The sequence below is a fragment of the Caballeronia sp. ATUFL_F2_KS9A genome, from assembly GCF_023630765.1.
Taxonomy (GTDB): Bacteria; Pseudomonadota; Gammaproteobacteria; order Burkholderiales; family Burkholderiaceae; genus Caballeronia; species Caballeronia zhejiangensis.
Window position 1 is genome coordinate 62,684 of sequence record NZ_JALQEK010000029.1, and the last position, 24,424, is coordinate 87,107.

Annotated in this window: 27 protein-coding genes; 9 read left to right on the forward strand and 18 right to left on the reverse strand. The window is 64.6% G+C overall.

Annotated features, from left to right (window positions below; genetic code table 11):
* Window positions 1-2: 2 nt before the first annotated feature.
* Genes NCS67_RS15955 through rhaS form a run of 4 tightly spaced genes read left to right on the forward strand, consistent with a single transcriptional unit; the run spans window position 3 to window position 4,620 of the window.
* A complete protein-coding gene (locus NCS67_RS15955) occupies window positions 3-1,517 on the forward strand; it encodes a sugar ABC transporter ATP-binding protein (RefSeq protein WP_008353538.1) in 1,515 nt (504 codons plus the stop codon).
* The gene (locus NCS67_RS15960) at window positions 1,517-2,557 is read left to right on the forward strand and encodes an ABC transporter permease (protein WP_502801861.1); all 1,041 of its coding nucleotides are present in this window, start codon (window positions 1,517-1,519) and stop codon (window positions 2,555-2,557) included. Before NCS67_RS15955 ends, NCS67_RS15960 begins: the two co-directional genes overlap by 1 nt.
* Complete coding sequence (locus NCS67_RS15965) at window positions 2,550-3,554, forward strand: ABC transporter permease (RefSeq protein ID WP_175979240.1); 1,005 nt, start codon at window positions 2,550-2,552, stop codon at window positions 3,552-3,554. The genes NCS67_RS15960 and NCS67_RS15965 overlap by 8 nt, the downstream gene beginning before the upstream one ends.
* A 52-nt stretch (window positions 3,555-3,606) precedes the next feature.
* Window positions 3,607-4,620 (forward strand): rhamnose ABC transporter substrate-binding protein, encoded by a 1,014-nt coding sequence (rhaS, locus tag NCS67_RS15970; protein ID WP_250435687.1) that lies wholly within the window; start codon window positions 3,607-3,609, stop codon window positions 4,618-4,620.
* A 180-nt stretch (window positions 4,621-4,800) separates the two neighbouring features.
* On the opposite strand, the gene NCS67_RS15975 is transcribed toward rhaS, so the two are convergent.
* The 7 genes from NCS67_RS15975 to NCS67_RS16005 form a co-directional block, all read right to left on the reverse strand.
* Window positions 4,801-5,406, reverse strand: a complete 606-nt coding sequence (locus tag NCS67_RS15975; protein ID WP_250435688.1) for a copper-binding protein — start codon at window positions 5,404-5,406, stop codon at window positions 4,801-4,803.
* A gap of 49 nt (window positions 5,407-5,455) precedes the next feature.
* Complete coding sequence (locus NCS67_RS15980; RefSeq protein WP_008353526.1) at window positions 5,456-5,860, reverse strand: helix-turn-helix domain-containing protein; 405 nt, start codon at window positions 5,858-5,860, stop codon at window positions 5,456-5,458.
* A 463-nt stretch (window positions 5,861-6,323) separates the two neighbouring features.
* Window positions 6,324-6,656: an H-NS family nucleoid-associated regulatory protein gene (locus tag NCS67_RS15985; RefSeq protein ID WP_008353524.1), complete on the reverse strand. Its 333-nt coding sequence runs from the start codon at window positions 6,654-6,656 to the stop codon at window positions 6,324-6,326.
* Window positions 6,657-7,020: 364 nt separating this feature from the next.
* Window positions 7,021-7,266, reverse strand: a complete 246-nt coding sequence (locus tag NCS67_RS15990) for a hypothetical protein (protein ID WP_008353523.1) — start codon at window positions 7,264-7,266, stop codon at window positions 7,021-7,023.
* A 241-nt stretch (window positions 7,267-7,507) separates the two neighbouring features.
* Window positions 7,508-8,503 (reverse strand): LLM class flavin-dependent oxidoreductase, encoded by a 996-nt coding sequence (locus NCS67_RS15995; RefSeq protein ID WP_008353522.1) that lies wholly within the window; start codon window positions 8,501-8,503, stop codon window positions 7,508-7,510.
* Between the two features lie 123 nt (window positions 8,504-8,626).
* Window positions 8,627-9,439: a phosphate/phosphite/phosphonate ABC transporter substrate-binding protein gene (locus NCS67_RS16000; RefSeq protein ID WP_250435691.1), complete on the reverse strand. Its 813-nt coding sequence runs from the start codon at window positions 9,437-9,439 to the stop codon at window positions 8,627-8,629.
* A 25-nt stretch (window positions 9,440-9,464) separates the two neighbouring features.
* Complete coding sequence (locus NCS67_RS16005) at window positions 9,465-10,469, reverse strand: fatty acid desaturase (RefSeq protein WP_250435693.1); 1,005 nt, start codon at window positions 10,467-10,469, stop codon at window positions 9,465-9,467.
* Between the two features lie 165 nt (window positions 10,470-10,634).
* Here NCS67_RS16005 and NCS67_RS16010 point away from each other — a divergent pair, with 165 nt between their 5' ends.
* Window positions 10,635-11,702: a HoxN/HupN/NixA family nickel/cobalt transporter gene (locus tag NCS67_RS16010; RefSeq protein WP_008353519.1), complete on the forward strand. Its 1,068-nt coding sequence runs from the start codon at window positions 10,635-10,637 to the stop codon at window positions 11,700-11,702.
* An 82-nt stretch (window positions 11,703-11,784) separates the two neighbouring features.
* Window positions 11,785-12,642, forward strand: coding sequence for a formate/nitrite transporter family protein (locus tag NCS67_RS16015; RefSeq protein WP_008353518.1), 858 nt, complete (start codon window positions 11,785-11,787; stop codon window positions 12,640-12,642).
* A 7-nt stretch (window positions 12,643-12,649) separates the two neighbouring features.
* Here NCS67_RS16015 and NCS67_RS16020 read toward each other — a convergent pair whose 3' ends face one another.
* From NCS67_RS16020 to NCS67_RS16045, 6 genes are all read right to left on the reverse strand, one after another.
* Complete coding sequence (locus NCS67_RS16020) at window positions 12,650-12,982, reverse strand: hypothetical protein (RefSeq protein ID WP_008353516.1); 333 nt, start codon at window positions 12,980-12,982, stop codon at window positions 12,650-12,652.
* A gap of 189 nt (window positions 12,983-13,171) precedes the next feature.
* Window positions 13,172-13,477 carry a hypothetical protein gene (locus tag NCS67_RS16025; RefSeq protein WP_008353512.1) on the reverse strand — a complete coding sequence of 102 codons (306 nt, stop codon included), beginning with the start codon at window positions 13,475-13,477 and terminating at the stop codon, window positions 13,172-13,174.
* Window positions 13,478-13,750: 273 nt separating this feature from the next.
* Window positions 13,751-14,041 carry a hypothetical protein gene (locus NCS67_RS16030; RefSeq protein ID WP_034471787.1) on the reverse strand — a complete coding sequence of 97 codons (291 nt, stop codon included), beginning with the start codon at window positions 14,039-14,041 and terminating at the stop codon, window positions 13,751-13,753.
* A gap of 12 nt (window positions 14,042-14,053) precedes the next feature.
* Entirely contained in the window at window positions 14,054-14,419 is a 366-nt protein-coding gene (locus NCS67_RS16035) for a hypothetical protein (protein WP_008353509.1), read from the reverse strand.
* 104 nt (window positions 14,420-14,523) lie between these two features.
* The gene (locus tag NCS67_RS16040) at window positions 14,524-16,227 is read right to left on the reverse strand and encodes a peptidoglycan D,D-transpeptidase FtsI family protein (RefSeq protein WP_008353508.1); all 1,704 of its coding nucleotides are present in this window, start codon (window positions 16,225-16,227) and stop codon (window positions 14,524-14,526) included.
* Between the two features lie 13 nt (window positions 16,228-16,240).
* Entirely contained in the window at window positions 16,241-17,083 is an 843-nt protein-coding gene (locus tag NCS67_RS16045; RefSeq protein WP_250435695.1) for an arylamine N-acetyltransferase family protein, read from the reverse strand.
* Window positions 17,084-17,291: 208 nt separating this feature from the next.
* On the opposite strand from NCS67_RS16045, the gene zwf reads away from it, so the two are divergent.
* From zwf to NCS67_RS16060, 3 genes are read left to right on the forward strand one after another with little or no spacing between them, the layout of a single operon-like run.
* Window positions 17,292-18,848 (forward strand): glucose-6-phosphate dehydrogenase, encoded by a 1,557-nt coding sequence (gene zwf / locus NCS67_RS16050; protein WP_250435697.1) that lies wholly within the window; start codon window positions 17,292-17,294, stop codon window positions 18,846-18,848.
* A 40-nt stretch (window positions 18,849-18,888) separates the two neighbouring features.
* Window positions 18,889-19,710, forward strand: coding sequence for an ROK family protein (locus tag NCS67_RS16055; RefSeq protein ID WP_372492552.1), 822 nt, complete (start codon window positions 18,889-18,891; stop codon window positions 19,708-19,710).
* Complete coding sequence (locus NCS67_RS16060) at window positions 19,710-20,588, forward strand: HAD family hydrolase (RefSeq protein WP_250435698.1); 879 nt, start codon at window positions 19,710-19,712, stop codon at window positions 20,586-20,588. The genes NCS67_RS16055 and NCS67_RS16060 overlap by 1 nt, the downstream gene beginning before the upstream one ends.
* Before the next feature lie 137 nt (window positions 20,589-20,725).
* Here the strand turns inward: NCS67_RS16060 and infA are convergent, their stop codons facing one another.
* From infA to NCS67_RS16085, 5 genes are all read right to left on the reverse strand, one after another.
* Window positions 20,726-20,992, reverse strand: a complete 267-nt coding sequence (gene infA, locus NCS67_RS16065) for a translation initiation factor IF-1 (protein ID WP_006999277.1) — start codon at window positions 20,990-20,992, stop codon at window positions 20,726-20,728.
* Between the two features lie 475 nt (window positions 20,993-21,467).
* On the reverse strand, window positions 21,468-22,445 hold the full coding sequence (corA, locus tag NCS67_RS16070) for a magnesium/cobalt transporter CorA (protein WP_008353501.1): 978 nt from the start codon (window positions 22,443-22,445) through the stop codon (window positions 21,468-21,470).
* A gap of 165 nt (window positions 22,446-22,610) precedes the next feature.
* The gene (locus NCS67_RS16075) at window positions 22,611-23,045 is read right to left on the reverse strand and encodes a bactofilin family protein (protein WP_250435699.1); all 435 of its coding nucleotides are present in this window, start codon (window positions 23,043-23,045) and stop codon (window positions 22,611-22,613) included.
* 60 nt (window positions 23,046-23,105) lie between these two features.
* Window positions 23,106-23,471, reverse strand: coding sequence for a hypothetical protein (locus NCS67_RS16080; protein ID WP_175979248.1), 366 nt, complete (start codon window positions 23,469-23,471; stop codon window positions 23,106-23,108).
* Window positions 23,458-24,408 (reverse strand): M23 family metallopeptidase, encoded by a 951-nt coding sequence (locus NCS67_RS16085; RefSeq protein ID WP_008353496.1) that lies wholly within the window; start codon window positions 24,406-24,408, stop codon window positions 23,458-23,460. Before NCS67_RS16085 ends, NCS67_RS16080 begins: the two co-directional genes overlap by 14 nt.
* Window positions 24,409-24,424: the final 16 nt, after the last annotated feature.

Below are 24,424 nucleotides of genomic sequence, written 5' to 3' on the forward strand. Positions count from 1 at the left end.
ACATGACGACGCCACGTCTTGAACTGAGACACGCCAGCAAATCGTTCGGCCGCGTGCGCGCGCTCGGCGACGGCAGCCTGCAACTCTTTCCCGGCGAAGTGCACGCGCTGCTCGGCGAAAACGGCGCGGGCAAATCGACGCTCGTGAAGTTGCTCGCGGGCGTCTATCAGCCGGATGCGGGTGAGTTGCTCGTCGAAGGCGAGGCGCGCCGCTTCGCGAATCCGGCGCAAGCGCGCGATGCGGGCATCGCCGTGATCTATCAGGAGCCGACGCTTTTCGCCGATCTTTCCATCGCCGAGAACATTTACATGGGCCGCCAGCCGCGCGATCGCTTCGGGCGCATTCGCTACGACGAGATGCATCGCGAAGTCGATGCGTTGCTCGCGTCGCTCGGCGTGAATCTGCGCGCGCAACGGCTCGTGCGCGGATTGTCGATCGCGGATCAGCAAGTCGTGGAAATCGCGAAGGCGCTGTCGCTCGACGCGAACGTGCTCATCATGGACGAGCCGACGGCCGCGCTTTCGCTGCCCGAAGTCGAGCGGCTCTTCGCGATCGTGCGTGCGTTGCGCGAGCGCGATGCCGCGATTCTCTTCATCACGCATCGTCTCGATGAAGTGTTCGCGCTGACGCAGCGCATGACGATCATGCGCGACGGCATGAAGGTCCACGACGCGCTCACCGAGAACATGAACATCGATGCGATCGTGAGCAAAATGGTCGGCCGCGATCTCGACACGTTCTATCCGAAAGCCGATGTCGCGCCCGGCGACGTGCGTCTTTCGGTGCGCAATCTCACGCGCGAAGGCGTGTTCAAGAACGTGTCCTTCGATGTGCGCGCGGGCGAGATCGTCGCGCTCGCGGGACTCGTCGGCGCGGGACGAAGCGAAGTGGCGCGCGCGATCTTCGGCATCGATCCGGTCGATGGCGGCGAGGTGAAGATCGCCGGCAAGAAGCTCGCGCTCGGGCATCCGGCGGCGGCGGTGCGCGCCGGGCTCGCGCTGGTGCCGGAAGATCGTCGCGCGCAAGGGCTCGCGCTGGAGTTGAGCATCGCGCGCAACGCATCGCTGACGGTGCTCGGCCGATTGATGCGCCACGGGCTCATCACGGCGAGAAGCGAATCGACGCTCGCCGCCGACTGGGGCAAGCGCCTGCGTCTGAAGGCCAGCGATCTCGATGCGCCCGTCGGCACGCTGTCGGGCGGCAATCAGCAGAAGGTCGTGCTCGGCAAATGGCTCGCGACGAATCCGAAGGTGCTCATCATCGACGAACCGACGCGTGGCATCGACGTGGGCGCGAAAGCGGAGGTGTATCGCACGCTCGCCGAACTCGTCAGAGAAGGCATGGCCGTGCTGATGATTTCCAGCGAGCTGCCCGAAGTGCTCGGCATGGCCGATCGCGTGCTCGTGATGCACGAAGGCCGCATCAGCGCCGATATCGCGCGCGCCGAGGCGAACGAAGAACGCGTAATGAGCGCTGCGCTGGGCGCATCGCCTGCCGTTTTGGGGCACGCAGCATGATGACTCGACATACATCTTCACTTCCCGCGATGCACGCCGCCGATACGAAGCGCGAAAGCCTCGCGGTCACGATCGCGAAGAGCCGCGAGCTGACGCTCTTCATCGTGCTGCTCGTGCTGATCGGCGCGACCGGCGCGGTGAAGCCCGATTTCCTGAACCTGCAGAACCTGCGCGACGTGCTGCTCAACGTGTCGATCATCGGCCTGCTGACGGCGGGCATGACGATCGTGATGCTGATGCGGCATATCGATCTGTCGGTGGCGTCGGTCGTCGGCGTGAGCGCGTATGGCGTCGGCAGCCTCTTCGTCATGTTCCCGCACATGCCGGTGATCGTGGCGATGTTCGCGGGAATCGGCATCGGCTTCGTGATCGGCGCGGTGAACGGCGCGCTCGTCACGTTCGGGCGCGTGCCGTCGCTCGTCGCGACGCTCTCGACGCTCTATATCGTGCGCGGCGCGGATTACGCGTGGGTCCACGGCGGCCAGATCAACGCGACGAGCCTGCCCGACGCATTCGCGTCCATCGCGACGGGCTCGCTTATCGGCGTGCCGAATCTCGTGCTGATCGCGCTCGTCGTGCTGATCGCGCTGTCGGTGTATCTGAAGCAGTATCGCGGCGGGCGCGAGCATTATGCGATCGGCTCGAATCCCGAGGCCGCGCGTCTTGCGGGCATACGCGTGGATCGCCGCGTGATGATCAGCTTCCTGCTTTCCGGCGCGATCGCGGGGCTCGCGGGCGTGCTGTGGCTCGCGCGTTTCGGCACCGTCGATGCCAGCACGGCGAAGGGCATAGAACTGCAAGTGGTGGCGGCGGCGGTCGTGGGCAGCGTCGCGATCACGGGTGGCGTCGGGACCATCGCCGGCGCGACGCTCGGTGCGCTCGTGCTCGGCGTCATCAACATCGCACTGGTGGTGCTGCGCGTGTCGCCGTTCTGGCAGCAGGCGATTCAAGGCGCGCTGATCGTCGCGGCGATCGCGCTCGATACCTTGCTCGCGCGTTCCGTCGCGCGCCGCATGATGAGGAAACGCGATCATGGCTAAACCGGATTCCGCTCTGTCCACGACGAAACGCCGCCCTCTGCAATGGGAAGCGATGCTCGCGATCGTGCTCGTCGTATCGCTCGTCGCCGGGCGCGTGCTGTCGCCGTTGTTCCTGTCGACGGCGAACATCTCGAACATGCTCGCCGACTTCACCGAGATCGCATTGATCGCGCTGCCAATGACGCTCATCATCGTCGCGGCGGAGATCGATTTGTCGGTGGCGTCGGTGCTCGGCGCATCGAGCGCGCTGATGGGTGTGCTGTGGCACATGGGCTTGCCGATGCCGCTCGTGATCGTCCTCGTGCTCGCGTTCGGCACGCTTGCTGGCCTGCTCAACGGCCTCGTGATCGTGCGCTTCAGTCTGCCATCGCTCGCGGTGACGATCGGCACGCTCGCGCTTTTTCGCGGCCTTGCGTACGTGCTGCTCGGCGATCAGGCGATCGCGGATTTTCCCGCGTCGTACACGGCGTTCGGCATCGATACGGTCGGCGACACCTTCCTGCCGATGCCGTTCGTCCTCGTCATTGCAGGCGCGATCATCTTCACGGTCTTGCTGCAAGCGACGCCTTTCGGCCGCAGCCTCTTCGCGATCGGCGCGAATCCGACGGCCGCGCAATTTTCCGGCATCGATGTGGCGAAGACGAAGCTGAAGCTCTTCATGATGTCGGGCGCGATGGCGGCGCTCGCGGGCATCGTCTACACGCTGCGCTTCACGAGCGCGCGCGGCGACAACGGCGAGGGCTTCGAGCTTTCGGTGATCGCGGCGGTGCTGTTCGGCGGCGTGAGCATCTTCGGCGGACGCGGCTCGATGATCGGCGTTCTGCTGTCGCTCGTCATCATCGGCGTGCTGCGCAATGCGCTGACGCTCGCGGACGTATCGAGCGAAACGCTCACCATCGTGACGGGCGCGCTGCTGCTTTCGTCGGTGCTGATCCCGAATCTCGTCGCGCGCTGGCGGGCCGCGCGCGAGAAGCGTCTGATGGCGCAGGCGCTTTGAACGTCGTAATCAACCAGCGCAGCCAATGCGCAATGACAGGAGACATGCCAACATGAATAAACCTCATCGATTCCTGCGCGGGCCGGCGCTGGCGGCGGCCTTTCTCGCGGCGACCGTGGCGCTTTCGGCGAGCGCCGCCGATATCAAGAGCGGCCTGAAGATCGCTTTCCTGCCGAAGCAGATCAACAACCCGTACGAAGTGATCGCCGACGACGGCGGCATGGCCGCGATCAAGGAGCTCAAGGGCGATGGCAAGGTCGTGGGTCCGTCGGATGCGGGCGCGTCGTCGCAGGTGAGCTACATCAACACGCTCATCACGCAGCGGCAGAACGCGATCGTGATCGCGGCGAACGATGCCAACGCGGTCGTGCCGTATCTCAAGAAGGCGATGTCGCAAGGGATCAAGGTCGTGACCTTCGACTCGGACACGGCGCCCGATGGCCGGCAGATCTTCGTCAATCAGGCCGATTCGGAAGCGATCGGACGCGGACAGATCCAGTTGCTGTCGAAGCTGATCGGCGGCGAGGGCGAATTCGCGATTCTCTCGGCGACGCCCAATGCGACGAATCAGAACACCTGGATCAAGTGGATGCAGGAGGAACTGAAGAAGCCCGAATATTTGAAGATGAAGCTCGTGAAGATCGCGTACGGCAACGACGACGATCAGAAGTCCTTCGTCGAGACGCAGGGCTTGTTGCAGGCTTATCCGAACCTGAAGGGTATCGTCGCGCCGACATCGGTCGGGATCGCGGCGGCGGCGCGTTATATCTCCAGTTCGCCGGCGAAGGGCAAGGTCGTCGTGACGGGCCTCGGCACGCCGAATCAGATGCGCGCGTTCGTGAAGAACGGCACGGTCAAGGCGTTCCAGTTGTGGGATCCGGGTCAACTGGGTTATCTCGCGGCGTTCGCGGCGGCCAATCTCGCATCGGGGACGATCACCGGCAAGGAAGGCGATTCGTTCGAGGCGGGCAAGCTGGGCAAGCGCACGGTGGGCAAGAGCGGGGAAGTGATTCTCGGCCCGCCGACGACCTTCGATGCCGCGAATATCGACAACTTCAATTTCTGACGCGAAGGGCGCGCTTCGAGCCTGAGAGGATGACGAAACGCCCTGCGGGGCGTTTCGTTTTTCAGCGGCTGCCGCGTTGTCGATGCACGAAGGAAAAGCCTTTGCGATCAAAGCGTTGAGGCGATGCTCCCACGGCTATCCACAAGGCTCTCCACAAAAACTGTGGACAACCGCACACATTCATTTGATCCCCTGGCCGCCGCGCATCACCTGCACGGCGGTCGCCGATTCGAACCGCGCGTGCACCATATCCCCGGATTTCAACCCGGCGAGCGGCACATCCGGCGCGGCTTGCAGCGTCACCGTCTTGTTCGGCCCGCGCAGCGTGATGCGCCGGTTCTTCGCATCGACGCGCTCGATCGTCCCGATCACCTCGACGACGCGCGCCTCCGCCGCCACGCCCCCCGACGCGGGAATCAACGCGTCCGTGTCGATGCGCTCGCGGATGCCGTTCGACTTCACCTTCGTCGCGCTCACGAGCACCGCGCTGCGATATTCGATGTTCACGATATCGCCGAGCTGAAGTTTCTTCACATCGCCGACTTCGGGATTCACCGCCACTTCGACGACGCGCCCGCCCGGACCCTGCAGCGACACGCTGTTCGTCGTCGGATCGATGCCGACCACGCGCGCCTGCACCTGCGCGATGGCCGCCGCGCCGCGCGCCGTCGGGGCGGACGCGGCATCGTCGGCGGATGCGCTTCCGATCGCGCCGAAAGCGAGCGCCACGCAGGCGGCGAGAATCCTGACCGAACGATGCGAAGCTTGAGATGACGAGCGGAACATGCCGTGCCTCCTTATGTTCGTGTTGCTTCAGTCAACTTGCGGAACGCGCTCAGCGGCGCGACTTCGACAGCAAATGTCCGAGCCCGAGGTTCGTCGCGATCTGCCAGATATAGACGCGCGAGTAACGCACGCCGTAGCGCCGCTCGATCAGTTCGCGCAGACGCGCATTGGTCCACGTATCGCTCTCGAAACCATGCGCGCGCGCGGGCCCACGCAGCGCGGCGGCGATCCAGTCGAGCGCCTCGCGATCCAGCACCGACGCGCGCCCGCCGACGCCCATCTTGCCGAGCGCGTCGAGGCCGCCTTCGTCGACGATCGCCTTGTAACGCCGCACCGTTTGCAAGGAAAGATGCAGCGCCTCGGCCACCGCCTCGACCGACGCGCCACCGAGCAGCATGCGTCCGGCCGTCATGCGCCGCACGACGCTCGGCAGTGTGTCGGGACGGGAGAGCATGGCGCGCGCCGCTCGATCGTTAGGATTACTTCGGTTGACCGGGACGTCAGGCGCCACTGTGCGAACCCGAGCCGGTGCCTCGCGCGCGTTCCTGTGTCGGTCGATGCCGGCGAGCGGCGGGTGCAACGTTGCGGCGTCCGTATGCGTTCATGCGTGCCCCCTGGTCGAATGGAGACGGCGGGACTTGATCGGGCGTGCTTGACGTCAGGCCGATGCGTGGCTCGAATAGGAGCCGACTTACAGAGAAGTATCAATAAACGTTTTCAGGCTCGATGGGCAACCATCGGCGAAAATTTTTTGGGCTTGATAAATCCCTGTGAATTGCCTATGAACGCTGCCTATGAGCAGCGAAAACGCGACCGGCGAGCGCGCTGGGCGCAATGTACCGGGTCTGCGTTTCAAAGGACGCGCGCGAACCGCCGCGAGCGAGGCGCGGCCTGCCTCGGCAATGTGCCGACGACGCTCAAACGCGATAAAACTCGATGTCCTGCCCGGCGTGCACCGCACGCTTGAGCCACTCGGGCATATCGCCGATGCCGTCCCACGTATCGCCGCTCGCGTTTCGGAATATCGGCGCCCCGGCATCCGACGAATGCGGTATCAGGGGCAATTGCGGCATCGGCCGCTTTGCCTTGGGTGCGCCATGAGTCCCGTTGGTCTTGGTGAAGGAGGGCGGCGGCGGATTCTCCGCCGGCGCTTCGGCCAATGCTTCGGCCAACGCTCTTTCCGAAATGCCGAACTCAGCCATTCGGCTGCGCAAATACGCAATGATGCTGTCTCGCTTTCTTTCGTCCACGGCTTTCCTGATTCAGCTTTTTGATTTTCAGAGGACGAACCGAAACCCCGCGCGGACCGGGGCGGTTCGATGACTTGAATATATGTGTTTTATGAAGCGTGACGCAGTGCATGGCACGCGTCAATTAGTGTATTACCGCACGCCTATTAATTCGCGCGATGACTTTGCCTTTAATGTGTGCATTGCCACCAATGCGAACGTTCGCCCGCCCGAGCATCGCCGTGACGGACGCGCGAACGGGAAGCGCGCGGAACGTCACGTGGGGAGCCACGAACCGATGGCGAAGCCGCTCCGCCAATTCCGCATGGCGGCCGAAACCTCGCTAACTCTATTGTATGCTGCCGATGGCAACTATTAAAACGTTTTAACGACTGTGTTGTTCCCCAGGTAATTCGGCACCGTGCGCGCGAATGGCGGCAATCAGCTCCGCGGGCGTAATCTCATAACGCACTTCGCGGTGAATGCCGGGTTTGCGCTCATCGATTTCAATCAGCAGTACGGCTTTGCCGTCCGCTGCCGGTTCGAGGCGCAGCGAACGCACTTCCTGTCCGCTGGCATCGTCGTATTCCGTCAGGAGCGTCATGGCGCCAGTGGCGGCGCTTCTCGGCATCGACATTCTTCCTCCCGTCTTGCGACGTCGTTGTTGTTGTGTCGCCGCGCCGAACACCGGCGTGCACGAATATCGGGCGCGCCATGCGGAGTTTCAACTTGGCAAGTGAAGCGGACGCGAAGGATGGCGCGGCCCGCGCCGTCCTCCGGTATCTCATTATTGCCTGTCAAAAGCGCGCGCGTAAAGCGGGAGACCCGTCGAAGCCTTGCGACCCCTAATTTTCTCTGCTCAGGCCGATGGTTCAGGCGCTCGCGCCGATCGCGTCGCGCGCCTGGCTCGTGAGCTCGAACGACCGCAGACGCGCCTTGTGATCGAAGATCTGCGCGGTGACGATCAGCTCGTCGGCCTGCGTCTGATCGATGACCGAGCGCAGCCCGGCTTCGACATCGGCGGGCGCGCCGACGACCGAACACGCGAGCGAATGCTCGACGCCCGCGCGCTCGGCGTCGCTCCACGCGATCGACTCGACCGGCGGCGGCAATTGTCCGGGCGTGCCGCGCCGCAGATTGATGAACTGCTGCTGCAGCGACGTGAAGTGAAAGCGTGCTTCATCGGCGGTATCGGCGGCGAACACGTTCACGCCGACCATCGCGTAGGGCTTTTGCAGCGTCGCGGAAGGGCGGAATTGCTTGCGATAGACCTCGAGCGCGGTCAGCAGATAATCCGGCGCGAAATGCGACGCGAACGCGAACGGCAGCCCGAGCGCGGCCGCGAGTTGCGCCGAGAACAGCGACGAGCCGAGCAGCCAGATCGGCACGTTCAGGCCGGCGCCGGGCACCGCGCGCACGCGCTGGCCTTCGACCGGATCGGCGAAGTAGCGCTGCAATTCGACGACGTCATCGGGAAACGATTCGGCGCTGCCGTGCAGGTCGCGGCGCAGCGCTCGCGCCGTGGTCTGGTCGGTGCCGGGTGCGCGTCCGAGTCCGAGATCGATGCGTCCCGGAAACAGCGAAGCCAGCGTGCCGAACTGCTCGGCGATCACGAGCGGCGCGTGATTCGGCAGCATGATGCCGCCCGAGCCGACGCGAATCGTCTTCGTGCCCGCCGCGATATGGCCGATCACGACGGCGGTCGCCGCGCTGGCGATGCCCGTCATGTTGTGGTGCTCGGCGAGCCAGTAGCGCAGATAACCCCAGCGCTCGGCGTGCTGGGCGAGATCGAGCGAATGGGCGAAGGCGTCGGCCGGCGTCGAGCCGAGCGGAACCGGGGAAAGGTCGAGTAGCGAGAAGGGGATCATTGCGGCTTTCCGAAAGCGTGACGGATCGCGATGCATCCGGCATCGCGCTGGTTTCACGCGCTGAAAAGACCGATTGTGCCGAAAGTCCGCGGAATCTGCCGGAATGCACCGTGGGGCGAAGTGTCAGGCGAGGCGAGGATAGCCGCGCTCGATGGCCTCGCGCTCGTAGTCGAGAATGGCCGCGTAGTCCGTCTGTGTGCGTCTGACGATGCCTTTGAGCCTCAGCCGTGCGGCGAGCGCGGGGTCGTCCGCGAGTGCACCGGCGAGGGCGTCGAGGATTGCGTCGATGGAATCCGGCGGCACGCGCAGCGACGCGATGAACGGCAGCGCGCTCGCGCCGGCGGTCACGTCGAGCACGCGCACGCCCGCCGTCAATTCGGGCAGATGCGCCTGCGCGAACGCGAACGTGACGCAGTCGATCGCGGCGATGTCAGCGCGCGCTTCGGCGATTGCGGCGAGCGACGCGAGATGCGCGCCGGTTTTCGTCACCGACGCGAAAAAGCGCCCGTCGTGCGCGTAAGGAGCGACGGCGTGTCGGAAAAGGTTCATGCCGCTGTTGGAATCGTCGTCGTTGTAGGCTGCGCGCAGGTTCCGGCAGTCTTCGACCGATTGCGCGCCGACACGCGCCCCGACGACGATCACGCTGCGATAAGCGCCGGTTTCGCAGCCGGGCGCGTTGAAATCGGGCGCGCCTACGACTTGCACGCGATTCGCGAGCGCATGCACGAGCGGATAGCCGCAGGTTTGCGACAACAACACGTCGTCGCGCAGCCAGAACGCGGTGAGATCCGCACCGGGATGGACGATCTCGAGCGTATCGCCGCGTGCGCGTAGCCAGTCCGCGAGCTGCTCGCGGACACGTTCGAGCAGCGTGCGCCAATCCGCGGCGAGCGCGGGCGCGACGTTGTACATCGGCAGGGCGGCGATCCAGTGCATGACGCGAATCGTACCGTGGGAGGCGTCAGCTCGCGAGACGCGCGGGTTCGCGGCGCGCGTCGCGGCGTCGATCGGCAGATGCGTCCGGCGCGGCGAACGGATGCACCGGTTCAGCAGCCTGCGCGAACGCGTGACGGCTCGCCCATTCGCCGTATCCGCGCACGACGAAACCGCCGTTGCTCGCGCGATAGGCATCGCGCCGCCGCGCATAGATCCGCCCGAGCGCGAACCACGGCACGCCCGGCAGATCGTGATGCACGGCGTGAAAGTTATTGTTGAGAAAGAGCAGTCGCCACGGCCACGCAGCCTCGTTGACGACCGTGCGTTCGCTATGGCTCTCCGCCGCGCGATGCTCCTGAAACGAGCGAATCGACGCCAGCGCGAGCGACGCATAGCCGACACCGAACACGAAGGCGCGCCACGGAATGCCGCATCGCGTGTCGAGCCAGCTCGCGAGCAGCACGAGCGACGCGAGATGCACGATCCAGCTCGCGACGATTTTCCAGCGCCGCTCGACGACGGCCTGCGCCGCCTCGCGCCACGATGCCGCGATCGAGAACCACGGCCCGACGAGCATCCGGCCCGCGAAGGTATTGCGCGCGGCGAGCGCGGCGCGCAGGACGGGGCCCGCGCTCGCCCACTGTTCGGGCGTCACGTAATAGCTCTCGGGATCGCGTCCCGGCTCGGTCAGATGCGCGTCGTCGTGATGCCGCAGATGCGACTCGCGATACACCTCATACGGAAACCACACCGCGAGCGGGGCGATGCCGATGAGCATGTTGACGAGCGGCCAGCGCGTCGGATGACCGTGCATCAGCTCGTGCTGCAGGGACATATACCAGCACGACAGCACCGCGAGCAGCGCGACGGCCGGAACCAGCCCGATCGCGCGCGCGTTGAGCGCGACGCCGAACCATCCGCCGTAGATCGCGACGGCGACCGCCCACGTCGGCCATTCGCTGCGCCAGCGCCAGGTTTCGCGCTGGCGTTGGAGTTCCTGGCGTTGGGCGTCGTCGAGATAGCGGGGCATGGCGGACGTCGAAAATGGCGAAGGGCCATGGTAGCGGCGCGTCGCACGCCTCCCAACCAAGGAATCCGGCTAAGGATTTCGCATTCGACGCAATATGCATCCGATTTTTGACCATGCATCGGCGCACGTTATGCTTTGTCCCTTCATCCTCGCAAGCGCGCGCATATGTCCGAACCGATCGAGCCCGCTTCCGCGCCGCATCAGGCGCATCGCAATCTGCCGCGCAAATCCGCGCGGCTCATCGGCGGGCTGATCGCGTTCAACGTGCTCGCATGGCTCTGGGCGTTGGTCGCGTTCCGTCACTATCCGCTGCTGCTCGGCACGTCGTTGCTCGCGTATTCGCTCGGGCTGCGCCATGCGGTCGATGCCGACCATATCGCCGCCATCGACAACGTCACGCGCAAGCTGATGCACGAAGGCAAGCGGCCGCACTTCGCCGGCTTCTTCTTTTCGCTCGGACATTCGACGATCGTCATCGCCGCCACCGCGCTCATCGCCGCGACGGCGATGGCCGTGCACGGCCGGTTCGCCGAGTACCGCGAGATCGGCGGAATCATCGGCACGTCGGTGTCGTCGCTCTTTTTGTTCGCGATCGCGGCGATGAACCTGTTCGTGCTGCGCGGCGTATGGCGCGCGTTCCGTCGCGTGCGGCGCGGCGAAACCTGCCGCGACGACGACATAGACATGCTCACGGTCGGCGGCGGTCCGCTCGCGCGCATCGCCCGTCCGCTTTTCAGGCTGATCGGCAAGAGCTGGCACATGTATCCGCTCGGCTTTCTGTTCGGCCTCGGCTTCGACACGGCGACCGAAATCGGGCTGATGGGCATCGCGGCGGCCGAAGCGGCGCGCGGCATGCCGGTGTGGTCGATTCTCGTGTTCCCGATGCTGTTCACGGCGGGCATGTCGCTCATCGACACCGCCGACAGCCTGCTGATGACCGGGGCCTACGGCTGGGCCTTCATGAAGCCGATCCGCAAGCTCTACTACAACCTCACCGTGACGCTCGTCTCGGTGCTGATTGCCGTGCTGATCGGCGGCATCGAGGCGCTCGGGCTGATCGCGGACCGGCTGCGGCTGAAGGGCGGACTGTGGGACGTGGCAGCGTCGCTCTCCGAGCACTTCGGGATGCTCGGCTACGGCATCGTCGCGCTGTTCGCGGCGTGCTGGATCGTCTCCGCGCTCATCTACAAGTGGCGCGGTTACGAATCGCTCGACGGCGGGGTCGCCAGATAATCAACGGGCATTCTTCCTGCTTCGTGGATGCGCCAGCCGCTCATCCACATTTCGCATCGAGCGGCGTTCAGGGAGAAAGAACATGAACGACCCGCAAGCGGGGGCCGACTCGCCGCATCTCGACAGCGCCGAGCAGGAGCAAGCCGCCGAGCATTCCGCACCGCATCCGCTCGTCATCCACGAGATCGTGCGCGAGGAAGGCGAAGTCGCGATGGAGCGCACCTTCGCCGCGCTGATGTGGTCGGCGCTCGCCGCCGGCCTGTCGATGGGATTCTCCTTTCTCGTCCAGTCGATTCTCGAAAGCGCGCTGCCGGAGGCCCGCTGGACGGGACTCGTATCGAGCTTCGGCTACACGATCGGCTTCGTCTTCGTGATCCTCGGACGTCAGCAGCTCTTCACCGAAAGCACGCTGACGGCGGTGCTGCCGGTCCTTACGCGGCGCGATTTGTCGACGTTGTTCAAGGCGCTGCGCCTTTGGGCGATCGTGCTTTTCTTCAACCTGGTCGGCACGACGATCTTCGCCGCGATCCTGCAGATTCGCGGCGTCTTTTCGCCGGAAGTGAGCGAGGCGCTCGCCAAGGTCGCGATGACGCCGCTTTCCGCCGATTTCGGCGTGACCGTCGTTCGCGGCGTGTTTTCCGGCTGGTTGATCGCGCTGATGGTATGGCTGCTGCCGAGCGCGCGCTCGGGGCGGCTCCTCACGATCCTGCTCGTGACCTACACCGTCGCTGTGAGCAAGCTCACGCACGTCATCGCCGGATCGGTCGAAGCGGCCTACGCGGTGATGATCGGCGCGGCGGACATCTCCGACTACTTCTTCGTGTTCCTCGTGCCGACGTTCATCGGCAATGTGATTGGCGGCGTGTCGCTCGTCGCGATCGTCAATCACGCGGCGATCGCGCCGGAGATCACGAGCGCGCCGCAGCGGCATCGCGACTAAGCGCGCATCATTTGTTGTTGCCCGCGCCCGTGCCGTAAAGGCCGTTGTTGAAGCCGGTGCTGCCCTCGGCCTTGTGCTTCTTGTCGGCGGTCGCGGCGCGGCCCTGCGCGGCATCCTTCGATTGCGGTTTCTGCGATTCGACCAGCGGCGAGCCCGATGGATTCGCGCGCGAGCTCGAATCCGACTGACGGCTTTCCTGTCGCTCCGAGCCGCCGCCGTTCGTGATCTGCGCGACGCCGACCGTGCTGAACGTCGCGATGAGACTGGCGACGATCGCGTTCGCGAGCATCGGCGAGGGCCGGCGCGATGCGCCCGCGCGGTCGTGAAAGAAAGTGGACATGGCGATTCCCGGCATGATCGAAAGACTAGCTTTCGAGCATGAACGGTGCCTGACGCGGCAAAGCGGCGCGTTGAAACGCACGTGCCGTGAATCGTCGGAAGTTCAAAGGACCGTTGCACGCCCGCTTCGTCGCGAGACGCGGGCGCGAACGAGGGATTCGCGCCGCAGCGCGAGCGGCGAAAGCGGTTCTTAGGCCGCTTTCGCCCAAAGCCTGTTGGTCGATCTTTTACGGCTGCCGGAGCCGTCGCGCGGACCGCTGTCGACTGTGTCGAGCGCGACGCGCAACGCTTCGATGCGTTGCTTCTGCGCCGGCACGAGCGCGTAACCCTTGACCACGGCGGCGAGCCGCTCCCGCCAGTATTCGACGTTGAGCGTGCCGGAAGACTGCTTGTGCATCGTGCGAAGTTGCGCGAGTGCGCGCTCGATGTGCTGAAGCTCGACGTCAGCCAACGCCGAGGGCAAGAGACTGCCCTTGGTCTCGTTTTTCTTCTTCATTATTTGGTCTTCCTCTCGGCCATACGACGGCTTGTCCCGACATCGGACACGCGCGCCGTTGAGGCACCCCGTTCACCCGCGCATATTTTTGTGGCTAAGCGGGTGGCCCTTGCTCTTTTCTTCGGATGACCGATCGTTGCCTGTCTCGGCGATTTCGATCGTTAACAAAAATGTACGCAACGCGGACCTGATGGCTCCGTCTGTCATCGCACATTGGTGTGAGAGCAACGCGGGGATTTCGATGTTGCGTCGCGCAAGGGCGACGCAGGCCGATCATTCGTCGTTCGCGGACGGCGTTTTTGCCGTGCGTTTGCCGCTGCGGCCGATCTGTTCTTCCATCGCGAGATCGAGCTTGCTGGCCTTGCGCGGCTTGGCCGGATCGCGGGCGTTGACGAACGCGACGAAGTCGTCCATCGGCATCGGCTCGGAGATTTTCTTCGTGCCTTCGGGCGCGCGCTCGGCGAGATAGAAGTAGCCGCCCGGCATCGAGATGGCCGCGTAATTCGCGTTGCCGCTGCGCGTCTTGAGCCGTTCGACGGCGCTGATGGCTTTGGTCGAGCGCATGGTCCTGTCTGCTTATTTCTGAGGTTCGTCGTGAGCGGTGGCGTCCGCCGGCGCGCATTTCTTGCCCGCGCCTTCGATCCACATGTTCGACGGATGACGCTGCCCCGGATAGTACCGGTACGTGGTCTCGCCGTTGTCGTAGCGGACCTTGATGACGTTGGAGTCGCCGAATTCGAGCATCACGCCTTGCGGGATGGACGTCTGCTTGTATTGGGCGTCGTGCTTTTTCGCTTCGGCGGCGATGCATTGCACGATGCCGTTCACCTTGTTTTCCGTCGACGATTTCTCGACTTCGGGTTGTCCTGCATCTTCGTTATGAAACTGGGCGCAGGCGGCGAAAAGCACAGGCAACGCGAGCGCCGCGGCGAGTTTTTTCATGGTCTTTCCCGTTTGATCTTCTGGTGCCGAACACGACATTAGAGCACAAGCCCTTGACAGTCCGGTCACGCTGCAGCAAGGCCCGCGCCCGCGTGCGCCGCGCTTCATGCGTCGGGCGGCACGCCGAGCAGCGGCAGCGTCGCGCCGACGATGCCCGAGAACACCGGCCCCGCGACCGTTCCGCCGTAATAGGTGCCCCCCGTGGGCTCGTCGATCATCACGGCGACGATCACGCGCGGATCGCTCATCGGCGCGATGCCGACGAACGACGCGCGGTACTTGTTCGCCGCATACGAGCGTCCGACCTGCTTGCGCGCCGTGCCCGTCTTGCCGCCGACGCGATAGCCTTCCACCGCCGCCGCGCGGCCCGTGCCGTGGTCGCCGGTCGCGTTTTCGAGCATGTTGCGCACGGCCTTCGCGGTCGCGGGCTTCGTCACCTGCACGGCGTCGCGGCGCGTTTCGCCGTGAATCAGCGTGGCGGGATAAAAGCGTCCGTCGCCGGCGTACGCCGTGTAGATCTGTGCGATCTGCACGAGCGACAGCGATAAACCGTAGCCATACGCCATCGTCGCCTGTTCGATCGGCTTCCAGCGCTCGGGCGCGCGCAGGCGGCCGGTCGCGGCGCCCGGAAACGTCAGCTCGGGCGCGCGGCCGATGCCGTATTCGCGGTACTTGTCCCAGATCGTCTGCGCGGGAATCTGCAGCGCGAGCTTCGTGAGCGCGACGTTGCTCGACATCTGCACCGCCTCGGACACGGTGATGACGCCGTGATTCGACGTGTCGTGAATCACGTTCGGGCCGAGCTTGAACGTGCCCGGCGATGTGTCGATGCGCGTTTCGGGCCGCACGCGGCCGAGATCGATCGATAGCGCGGCGACGAGCGGCTTGATGGTCGAGCCGGGCTCGAAGGTGTCCGTGAGCGCGCGGTTGCGCAACTGCTCGCCGGTGAGGCGCGAGCGATCGTTCGGATCGAAGCTCGGATAGTTGGCGAGCGCGAGCACTTCGCCGTTCTTCGCATCCAGCACGACGACGCTGCCCGCGCGCGCCTTGTGCTTCGCGATCGCCGCCTTGAGTTGCGAATGCGCGAGTTGCTGGATGCGCCGGTCGATCGTCAACTGAATGGTTTCGCCGTTCTGCGGCATGGCCGGCTCGCCGATCTGCGAGACCACGCGCCCGAGCCGGTCGCGGATCACTTCGCGCTGGCCGGCCGCGCCCGTCAGACGCGCGTCGGCGGCCAGCTCGACGCCTTCCTGCCCGTGATCCTCGTTATTCGTGAAGCCGACGACGTGCGCCGCCGATTCGCCTTCGGGATAGAAGCGCTTGGTGTCCGGCACGAGCGTGATGCCCGCGCGCCCGATCGTCGCGATGCGCTCGGCGGTTTCCGCTTCCACCTGACGTTTGAGCAGGACGAACGCGCGAGTCCCGTCGATGCGGCGCTGCAGATCCTTCGGCGGCATGTCGAGCAGGCGCGCGATCTCGCCACCGTGATCGCCGTCGAAGAGCTTGGGCGTCGCCCAGACTTCGTAGGTCGCGAGGCTGACGGCGAGCATCGCGCCATTGCGATCGACGATGCGTCCGCGCGTCGCCGAGAGCGCCAGCGTGCGCTGATAGCGCTTCTGGCCTTCGCCGATATAGAACTTGTGGTCGATGACCTGGACCCACAGCGCGCGTCCGGCTAGCGTCAAAAACGCCGCCGTCACCCCGATGACGACGAGCCGCGAGCGCCAGGCCGGCAGCCGGTTTGCGAGCACCGCGCTGCGGTGATGCGTCTGGAAATCGCTGCCGCCGCGCGTCTTCTTCTTGAACATCGTGGTCTTCTGATTAAGCTTGGTTGGGCAGACGGGCGAGGGCGGCGTCGAGTTCGGCGCCATCCGGCAGACGAATGCCGAGTTCGCCTTCGAGCACGCGGCGCAGACTGGCCGTGCCGTCGAGTTCGCGATGATCGCTGCCTTCGCGTTCGTCGTGGATCGAGAAACGCCGGTTGAACAGGGCGAGGCGCTTGCCCGGCGCGAGACGCGCGGCGAGCAGGTTGTGCAGGAAGATCGACTGCGGATACATCGACACGAAATGATTGGCCATCTCGTAGTCGGCGTCATACTGCGGATCGAGGTCGAAGCGATAGACGTTCGTCCACGCGCCGTTCACGAGCGCCTGCAGGACGTAGCCGGGCGCTTCGCCGGCCCCTTCGAGGCGGAAAGCGCCGTGCGGCGTGATCTGTTCGAGGCCCGTCTGGAGCGCGAGCGGCGCGGAAAGCGTCATGCCGCCGAAGCCGACGTCGGCGAGGAACGCGCCTTCGTCGAGATCGACGAGCAGCAGCATATGCGTGCGCGCAGGCATGTCAGACCGCTCGCGGCCCCACAGGACGCGTCCTGCGAAGCTGCGCACGCGAAAACCGAGCGTCTGAAGTACGCTGCGAAACAGCAGGTTGTGCTCGTAGCAGTAGCCGCCGCGCCGTCCGGCGACGAGCTTGCGCTGGATCGATTCGAGATCGAGCCGGATCGGGCGGCCGATCAGCACGTCGAGATTTTCGAAGGGAATGGCCTGAGGATGCAGCAGATGCAGCGCGCGCAGTGTGTCGAGCGTCGGCGCGGGCCGCACGGATTCCGCGTACCCGATGCGCTCGAAGTAGGCGGCGAGGTCGATGGAAGTGTCATGTGCGTTCATATGGAGTTCAGGCTTCGTCAAGCTTCGATGTCGCAATGTCCGCGAGTGCTGTCGTCAGGCGCGCATATTTTACGACACGAAAGGTTAAAAATTACAAAATGCATACGTTATTCGTCGCGCGAGCTTGCAACGCGTCGTTCGAATGAACTGTGCCGCATCGATGCAGGTCTTTCCAGGTTCCAGCGCAACTGACAAGGGGCGATACGCCATGCCGAAAGAATCGAACGAAGCGAATCAATCGAAGGAAAACAACCCGGCCAGCGCGACGTGCGCCGGCAAGCATCCCGCGCCGCCATGCACGCTCGTGATTTTCGGAGCGGGCGGCGATCTCACCAAGCGCTTGCTGATGCCGTCGCTCTACAACCTGTCCGCCGACAAGCTGCTCGACGACGGCATGGAGATCATCGGCGTGAATCACGGCGAGCGCGAGACGTCCGAATGGCGCGACGAGCTCACGCAATCGCTGCGCACGTTCGCCGCCGACAAGGCCGCGACGTTTCACACGTCGCAGTTGAACGAGGACGCGTGGAACTGGGTCGTCGGGCGGCTCGAATATTTCCCCGGTGAATTCGAAGAGGACGAAACCTTTGCCCGGCTCAAGGCGCGGCTCGCGCAGGCGAAGTCGGACAACGTCGTGTTCTATCTCGCGGTGGGCGCGCGGTTCTTTCAGCCGATCATCGAGCATCTCGGCGCGGCGGGCATGCTCGAAGAGAAGGACGGCAATTTCAGACGGCTTGTCATCGAGAAGCCGTTCGGCAGCGATCTGGCGTCGGCGCAGGAACTGAACCGCTGCATCCTCAAGTATGCGGACGAGTCGCAGGTGTACCGCATAGACCATTTTCTCGGCAAGGACACGGTGCAGAGCATTCTCGCCGTGCGCTTCGCCAACGCGATGTTCGAACCGATCTGGCGGCGCGAGTACATCGACAACGTGCAGATCACGGCGGCGGAGACGATCGGCGTGGAAGGGCGCGGCAAGTTCTACGAGCAGACGGGCGCGTTTCGCGACATGCTGCCGAACCATCTGTTCCAGTTGCTCGGCATGGTCGCGATGGAGCCGCCGAATTCCTTCGATGCCGAATCCGTGCGCGACAGAAAAGCCGAAGTCTTCGATGCGATCCGTCCGCTCACCGCCGACGACGTCGTGCTCGGCCAGTACGAAGCCGGACCCGCCGGGCCGGGCTACAAGGAAGAACCGGGCGTGGCCAAAGATAGCCGGACCGAAACCTACGCGGCGGCGCGCGTGTACGTGGAGAACTGGCGCTGGGCCGGCGTGCCGTTTTATCTGCGCACGGGCAAGCGGCTCACCGAGCGTCGCACGGAGATCGCGGTGCAACTGAAGGCGGTGCCGTTTTTGCTGTTTCGCGATACGCCCGTCGATGCGCTGACGCCGAATGTGTTCACGCTGCGCATCGATCCGGCGCACGGCACGAGCTTCGATTTCAACGTGAAAGTGCCGGGACCGGTAATGCAGATCGGCAAGGTGCGTTCGAGGTTCGACTATGCCGACTTCTTCGCGGAGCGCGCGAACGTCGGCTATGAGACGCTGCTCTACGACTGCATGCTCGGCGACGCGACGCTCTTTCAGCGCGCGGACAGCATCGAGACGGCTTGGGCGGCGGTGGATCGCGTGCTGCATCGGGACAGTCCGCTGCCCGTGCGCGGTTACGCGGCGGGCAGCGCGGGGCCGGCCGAAGCGGACGAGCTGCTTGCCGACGACGGCCGCGCGTGGCGACCGCTGACCGACGCGCACAGGAAGAACTGAACTCATCTCATCGCAACGCAAACTCAAAAGGACAACGAGCGTGAGCACAGAATCAAGAGCCAAGCAGAAGACCCACGTCACGGCGGACAAACTCGCGATCAAGGCGGAACGCATTCTCGCGATCGATATCGGCGGGACCGGGTTGAAGGCGGCCATCATCTCGGAGGACGGCGAGATGAAGAGCGACCGCGTGCGCGTGGCGACGCCGCATCCGGCGAAGCCCGACGTGGTCGTGGAGACGCTCATCGAACTGATCGCGCCGATCGTCGCCGAGCCGCCGACGCACATTTCCATCGGCTTTCCGGGCGTCGTGCGCGATAACGTCGTGCTGACCGCGCCGAATCTCGGCACGCCCGCCTGGCGCGGCGTGCCGCTCGCGCAACTGATCGCCGAGCGCCTCGGCAACGTGCCCGCGCGCATGATCAACGACGCCGAGATGCAAGGGCTCGCGGCGATCGAAGGGCGCGGCATCGAAATGGTGCTGACGCTCGGTACGGGCGCGGGCACCGCGCTCTTTCGCGACGGCGAACTGATGCCGCATCTGGAGCTCGCGCATCATCCGGTCGCGAAGGACAAGACTTACGACGAGTACATCGGCAACGCGGCGCGCGAGAAGGCGGGCAAGAAGCGCTGGAGCCGGCGCGTGGAGAAGATCATCGGCATCCTGGCGACGCTGACGAACTACGACAAGCTGTGGATCGGCGGCGGCAACGCGGCGCATATCAAGTTCAAGCTGCCGGATAACGTCGCGGTCGTGTCGAATGCGGCGGGCATCGAAGGCGGCGCGCGGCTGTGGCATCCGCGCTCGGTGCGCGAGACGCGCCAGTTGCCGCATTTCAATCAGCGTGAAGGGGCGCACTGATGAACGCCAACAGCAAATACGGACTTCACAGCGTGAACGGCGACGCCGATGCGGCGTTCGCCGCGCTCGCCAAAGCGGAACTCGTCGTCACCGATTGCGACGGCACGCTGCTCTATACCGACAAGGCATTGGGCCAACCGGCGATCGACGCCGTGCGCCGCCTGAAGGAAGCGGGCGTGCGCTTTACCGTGGCGAGCAGCCGGCCGGGCAAGGGCATGCGGCATATCGTTGAGGCGCTCGACGTCGACATGCCTTACGCGTCGTACAACGGCGGCAGTCTCGTCAGACCGGGCACGTGGGATTTGCTGTCGTCGCACAAGCTGCCGCGCGATGTCGTGCAGACATCGCTCGAAGCGCTCGCGTCGGCGAACGTCGACGCGTGGGTGTTCATCGACGACGCCTGGTATCTGACGAATCCCGAAGGCACCTACGTGCCGCTCGAGACGCGCACGGTCGGCTACGAAGGCGTGCTCGTCACGCGTTTCGACGATGTCGATCTCGGCGAGGTCGACAAGATCGTCGGCTCGACCGCCGATACGGCGCTGCTCGCGCGCGTCGAAAGCAGCGTGCAAAAGCAACTGGAAGGCCGCGGACACGCCGCGCGCTCGCAGACCTATTACCTCGATATCACGAGCCTGGAAGCGAACAAGGGCACTGCGGTACGCGAACTGGCGCAACTCGCGAACGTGCCGCTCGAACGCGTGGCCGTGCTCGGCGACATGGGCAACGATGTGGCGATGTTCGAGATCGCGGGCGTATCGATCGCGATGGGGCAGGCATCCGACAGCGTGCAGCGTCGCGCGAGCCTGGTCTCGAAGAGCAACGACGAGGACGGCTTCGCGGTCGGCATCGACGCGCTCTTGGCGGCGCGCGGCTGAAGGAAGAAGGGACATCGACGCGCTGCGCAGCCTTGACGGATGAGCGGCCGCGTCGAAGTTCAGAATGATCCGCGTGTTTGGTTCAAAAGCGCGCGCTGCGGATCAGGCTCACGCTCGTTACGGATGATGCAGGGAAATCAACGACGGCGCATCGGTGCGCGCGGGGCACCGCCACCGGCACGCTCGTCCTTGTGACGGAAGTTGATGCGGCCCTTCGTCAGGTCGTACACCGACAGTTCCAGCGTTACGCGGTCGCCGGCCAGAATACGGATGTGATTCTTGCGCATGCGGCCCGAGGCGTAAGCGCCCACGACGACGCCGTTGTCCAGCGTCACGCGATAGCGGCTGTCGGGAAGCACTTCGTCAACGATACCGTCGAGTTCGATGAGTTCTTCTTTCGCCATATGGGGGCTCCTGTAATGAGTTGTAGTGGGTGCTGCCGCGCATCGCGCGAAAAACGCGCATTCGACGCCAACGAACCGTTCTGCGCCGCTGCCCGAAAGCGTCGTCGCTACGAATCGTAAGTGGCGATGCAAAGCGTGGCCTGGCGCGTCCATGCACGATAAACGTGCATGCGGGGCGCGCCGCGTCTCTATCTCAGGCTCGTCGTGAGCTTGACGGCATAGGCCGGACGACAGGGCGAACCGCGGATGCGGCGCGCCGTGGCCGGCATGACCGGGACGGCGACATCGGCAAAGCAGAGCCGATGTGCGGTTGAAACGGAAAAGCAACGTGTGCTGCGGAAGTGAGCGCTTCTGCCGTGCGCTTACGTCATGTGCGGTCGATAGGCCGATTTTGCAAGGCCAGATGACATTCTCTCGCAAATCGCTTGATTAGACAACGAATTTCGCCCGAAGGTTCCGAAAAGGAACATTCTTGCTACAGCCAGCCGGCCTTCTTGAAGCGCCAGTAGAGCACGACATCGACCACCAGCATGACCGCGAGACACGTCGGGTAGCCGTAGACCCAGTCCAGTTCGGGAATCGACTTGAAGTTCATGCCGTAGATGCCGGCGATCATCGTCGGCACGGCGAAGAGCGCGGCGAACGAGCCGAGGCGCTTGGTCACTTCGCTTTCCGCGAGCGCGATCAGACCGAGATTCACCTGGATCGCCGTGACGATCATTTCGCGCCGTCCTTCGATGGTCTTCACGATGCGCAGCAGGTGATCGTACACGTCGCGGAAATATTCCTGCATGCCGGAGCACACGCCGGGCGAGCGCCCGCCATACAGCTTGCTGACGGCTTCGAGCAGCGGCGCGGTGTGATGCTGCAGGATCGTCATGCGCCGCTTGAGCGAGTACAGATCCTCGATGATCTCGCGCGATTCCACCGAGCCTTTTTGCTCGAAGATGCGCTCTTCCACTTCGTCGACTTCCGCGCCGAGCGTCTCGAGCACGGGAAAGTATCGATCGACGACCGCATCGAGCAGCGCGTACATCACGAACGCGGGGCCGTGCTTGAGCAGATGCGGCTCGCGCTCGCAGCGCTTGCGCACTTCCTGAAAACCTTGCGTCGTGCGGTTGCGGACCGAAAGCACGTAGTTCGTGCCGACGAACACGTTCATTTCGCCGACGAGCACTTCGCCTTCTTCGTCGAATTCGACCGTATGAAAGACCGCGAACAGCGAGTCGCCGTATTCCTCGATCTTCGGCCGCTGATGACCGTGCTGCGCGTCTTCGACCGCCAGCTCGTGCAAGCCGAACTGCTGCGTCATGTGCGCGAGTTCGCCAGGACCGGGCTCTTTCAATGCAACCCAAATGAAAGAGTCGGGCAGATCGCGATAGGCGTTGATGTCGTCGATCTCGACGTCCGCGAGCTTTCGGCCATTCTGATAAGCCGCGCAATTGACCAGCATGGGACGCCCTTTATCGTTATCTGGATATAACCGGCCACGTGTCGATGGACGCTCGAAGTCGCGTGATTTCGCCAGGGGCGCGCGTGGCCTTGATCCATCGAATCTTAGCCGGACACGCGCCCGGCTGCCAGCACGCGCGGATTCTCCGGCGCTCGTTGTCTGCCGTCAGTTCGAGATGAGGTCGATGTTGTATTCGGGCGGCGCCGGCAGACTCGGGACGTGCGCCGCCTGCGAATCGAACTTGGTGAGCTTGCCTTCGACCGTCGCGCCGATATCCATGCGCAACTGCTGATAGTAGATGTTGCCCAGCACGCGCGCGTTCGACTGAAGTTCGACGAAATGCGCGACGGTGACATCGCCCGTCACGCAGCCGTTGATGATGACGTTATAAGCGCTCACGTTGCCGCGAATCGCGCCCTGATCGCTCACGACGAGCAGCGTTTCTTCGCCCGGACGGCCGGCCACGTTGCCCGTGACCTGGCCGTCCATGCGCAGGCCTTCGCTGAACTCGAGATCGCCCGAGATATGCACGTTATGCGCGACGAGCGTCGCGAGCTTGGCCATCTTGATGCCGTTGGAATCCTTCTTCGATGAAAACATGTCGAGTCCTTGCGATGCGGTAAAGGGTTGCTGCACGAAGCCCGCGCTGACGCGTGCCGCTCAATTGGGTTTTTGTTGCTTCCTGAGGAAAGCGAGATCGGTCTGCAGACGCTGGATTTCGGCCGCGCTGTCCTTTGCGCGTTCTTCCAGCGAGGTACGGCTCGCCATCTCCTGTTCGAGCGCGAGCTGCGCATGCGCGAGCTGCTCGCGCAGCTTCTGCTCGGAGACGGGCGGCGCGCAGAGCGTGTCGAGCTTGCGCACGTCTTCATGCGAGCGTTTGAGTGCGAAGCCTGCGGCGGCGAGCGCCGCGATCGCACACACGGCCGCGATCAGTCCGAGCCAGATGCCCGCGCCGCGCCTCGGCGTCAGCGAATAGGACTGGCGGGAGAGTTGCAGCGACAGCCGCTTCGAATCAACTTTGCGCATGCGACAAACGCCTGAAGAGCGCGAGATAGGGAGAAGGATTGATCTGAGCGCCGTCGACGATCACTTCGAAATGCAGATGCGGCCCCGTCGAGCGGCCGGTCGAGCCGACTTCCGCGATCACCTGTCCCGGCATCACGAATTCGCCGGTTTTCACGAAGATGCGCGACGCGTGTCCATAGCGCGTCACCATGCCGTCGCTGTGGCGGATGTCGACCGAAATGCCGTAGCCGTTGCGCTCGCCCGCCGCGATGACGCGTCCGCCCGCGCTGGCGAGAATCGGCGTGCCCGCCGGTCCGGCGAAGTCGATGCCGGGATGAAAGCTCAGACGCCCCGTGAACGGGTCCAGACGGTTGCCGTAAGGCGAGCCGCTGCGCAGGCCGGGTGCCGGATTGCGGCCGGGAAAGGCCATGTACGCGGCGTAGTGGGCGAGCGTTTGCGTCTGCAATTGCGAGACTTCGTCGTTCAGGCAATCGATGATCCGATGCGCGCTCTTCAAACGCTGCCGCGGCGCGCCCGCCGCCGCGCGGCCGATATCGCACAGGCGCGGCGGCAAGGCGGGGCCGCCCGCGCCGTCGAGCGACGTGGCTGGCTCTTCGCTGTCGGGCAGCGGCGGCACGTCATGCACGCCGGACGTGCCGCCCGCGCCGTGCGCGGCCTTCAGATGCGTGTCGAATTCGTGCAGCTCGCTGACTTGCGCGGACAGGCCTTCGACGCGCGGCGTCAGCTCGATCAGCGCGGCATTGATGCGGCCGAGCTCTTCGATCTCGTACGAGCGGCGCGACATCAGCGTCTGCTCCTCGCCGAGATGGCTGCGCGCGAACATGGTGCCGATCGCGATGCCGAGCGCGAGCGCGGCCACGAGAAGCGTAATGGCGCCGATGACCGCGATGGCGCGCGCCGTGCGGGCCTCGACGAAACGGATGCGCTGGCGGGACATGGACCGCCGTGACCAG

Excerpts from the sequence above, each read along its gene's own strand:
- NCS67_RS16060 (WP_250435698.1), top strand. The coding sequence starts at position 19,710 with ATGAACGCCAACAGCAAATACGGACTTCACAGCGTGAACGGCGACGCC.
- corA (WP_008353501.1), bottom strand. The coding sequence starts at position 22,445 with ATGCTGGTCAATTGCGCGGCTTATCAGAATGGCCGAAAGCTCGCGGAC.
- NCS67_RS15980 (WP_008353526.1), bottom strand. The coding sequence starts at position 5,860 with ATGCTCTCCCGTCCCGACACACTGCCGAGCGTCGTGCGGCGCATGACG.
- NCS67_RS16000 (WP_250435691.1), bottom strand. The coding sequence starts at position 9,439 with ATGCACTGGATCGCCGCCCTGCCGATGTACAACGTCGCGCCCGCGCTC.
- NCS67_RS16010 (WP_008353519.1), top strand. The coding sequence starts at position 10,635 with ATGTCCGAACCGATCGAGCCCGCTTCCGCGCCGCATCAGGCGCATCGC.
- infA (WP_006999277.1), bottom strand. The coding sequence starts at position 20,992 with ATGGCGAAAGAAGAACTCATCGAACTCGACGGTATCGTTGACGAAGTG.
- NCS67_RS15995 (WP_008353522.1), bottom strand. The coding sequence starts at position 8,503 with ATGATCCCCTTCTCGCTACTCGACCTTTCCCCGGTTCCGCTCGGCTCG.
- NCS67_RS16020 (WP_008353516.1), bottom strand. The coding sequence starts at position 12,982 with ATGTCCACTTTCTTTCACGACCGCGCGGGCGCATCGCGCCGGCCCTCG.
- NCS67_RS15990 (WP_008353523.1), bottom strand. The coding sequence starts at position 7,266 with ATGCCGAGAAGCGCCGCCACTGGCGCCATGACGCTCCTGACGGAATAC.
- NCS67_RS16025 (WP_008353512.1), bottom strand. The coding sequence starts at position 13,477 with ATGAAGAAGAAAAACGAGACCAAGGGCAGTCTCTTGCCCTCGGCGTTG.
- NCS67_RS16045 (WP_250435695.1), bottom strand. The coding sequence starts at position 17,083 with ATGAACGCACATGACACTTCCATCGACCTCGCCGCCTACTTCGAGCGC.
- NCS67_RS16030 (WP_034471787.1), bottom strand. The coding sequence starts at position 14,041 with ATGCGCTCGACCAAAGCCATCAGCGCCGTCGAACGGCTCAAGACGCGC.
- NCS67_RS15960 (WP_502801861.1), top strand. The coding sequence starts at position 1,517 with ATGACTCGACATACATCTTCACTTCCCGCGATGCACGCCGCCGATACG.
- NCS67_RS16040 (WP_008353508.1), bottom strand. The coding sequence starts at position 16,227 with ATGTTCAAGAAGAAGACGCGCGGCGGCAGCGATTTCCAGACGCATCAC.
- NCS67_RS16005 (WP_250435693.1), bottom strand. The coding sequence starts at position 10,469 with ATGCCCCGCTATCTCGACGACGCCCAACGCCAGGAACTCCAACGCCAG.
- NCS67_RS15975 (WP_250435688.1), bottom strand. The coding sequence starts at position 5,406 with ATGTTCCGCTCGTCATCTCAAGCTTCGCATCGTTCGGTCAGGATTCTC.
- rhaS (WP_250435687.1), top strand. The coding sequence starts at position 3,607 with ATGAATAAACCTCATCGATTCCTGCGCGGGCCGGCGCTGGCGGCGGCC.
- NCS67_RS16085 (WP_008353496.1), bottom strand. The coding sequence starts at position 24,408 with ATGTCCCGCCAGCGCATCCGTTTCGTCGAGGCCCGCACGGCGCGCGCC.
- NCS67_RS16075 (WP_250435699.1), bottom strand. The coding sequence starts at position 23,045 with ATGTTTTCATCGAAGAAGGATTCCAACGGCATCAAGATGGCCAAGCTC.
- NCS67_RS16015 (WP_008353518.1), top strand. The coding sequence starts at position 11,785 with ATGAACGACCCGCAAGCGGGGGCCGACTCGCCGCATCTCGACAGCGCC.
- NCS67_RS15955 (WP_008353538.1), top strand. The coding sequence starts at position 3 with ATGACGACGCCACGTCTTGAACTGAGACACGCCAGCAAATCGTTCGGC.
- NCS67_RS16080 (WP_175979248.1), bottom strand. The coding sequence starts at position 23,471 with ATGCGCAAAGTTGATTCGAAGCGGCTGTCGCTGCAACTCTCCCGCCAG.
- NCS67_RS15965 (WP_175979240.1), top strand. The coding sequence starts at position 2,550 with ATGGCTAAACCGGATTCCGCTCTGTCCACGACGAAACGCCGCCCTCTG.
- NCS67_RS16035 (WP_008353509.1), bottom strand. The coding sequence starts at position 14,419 with ATGAAAAAACTCGCCGCGGCGCTCGCGTTGCCTGTGCTTTTCGCCGCC.
- zwf (WP_250435697.1), top strand. The coding sequence starts at position 17,292 with ATGCCGAAAGAATCGAACGAAGCGAATCAATCGAAGGAAAACAACCCG.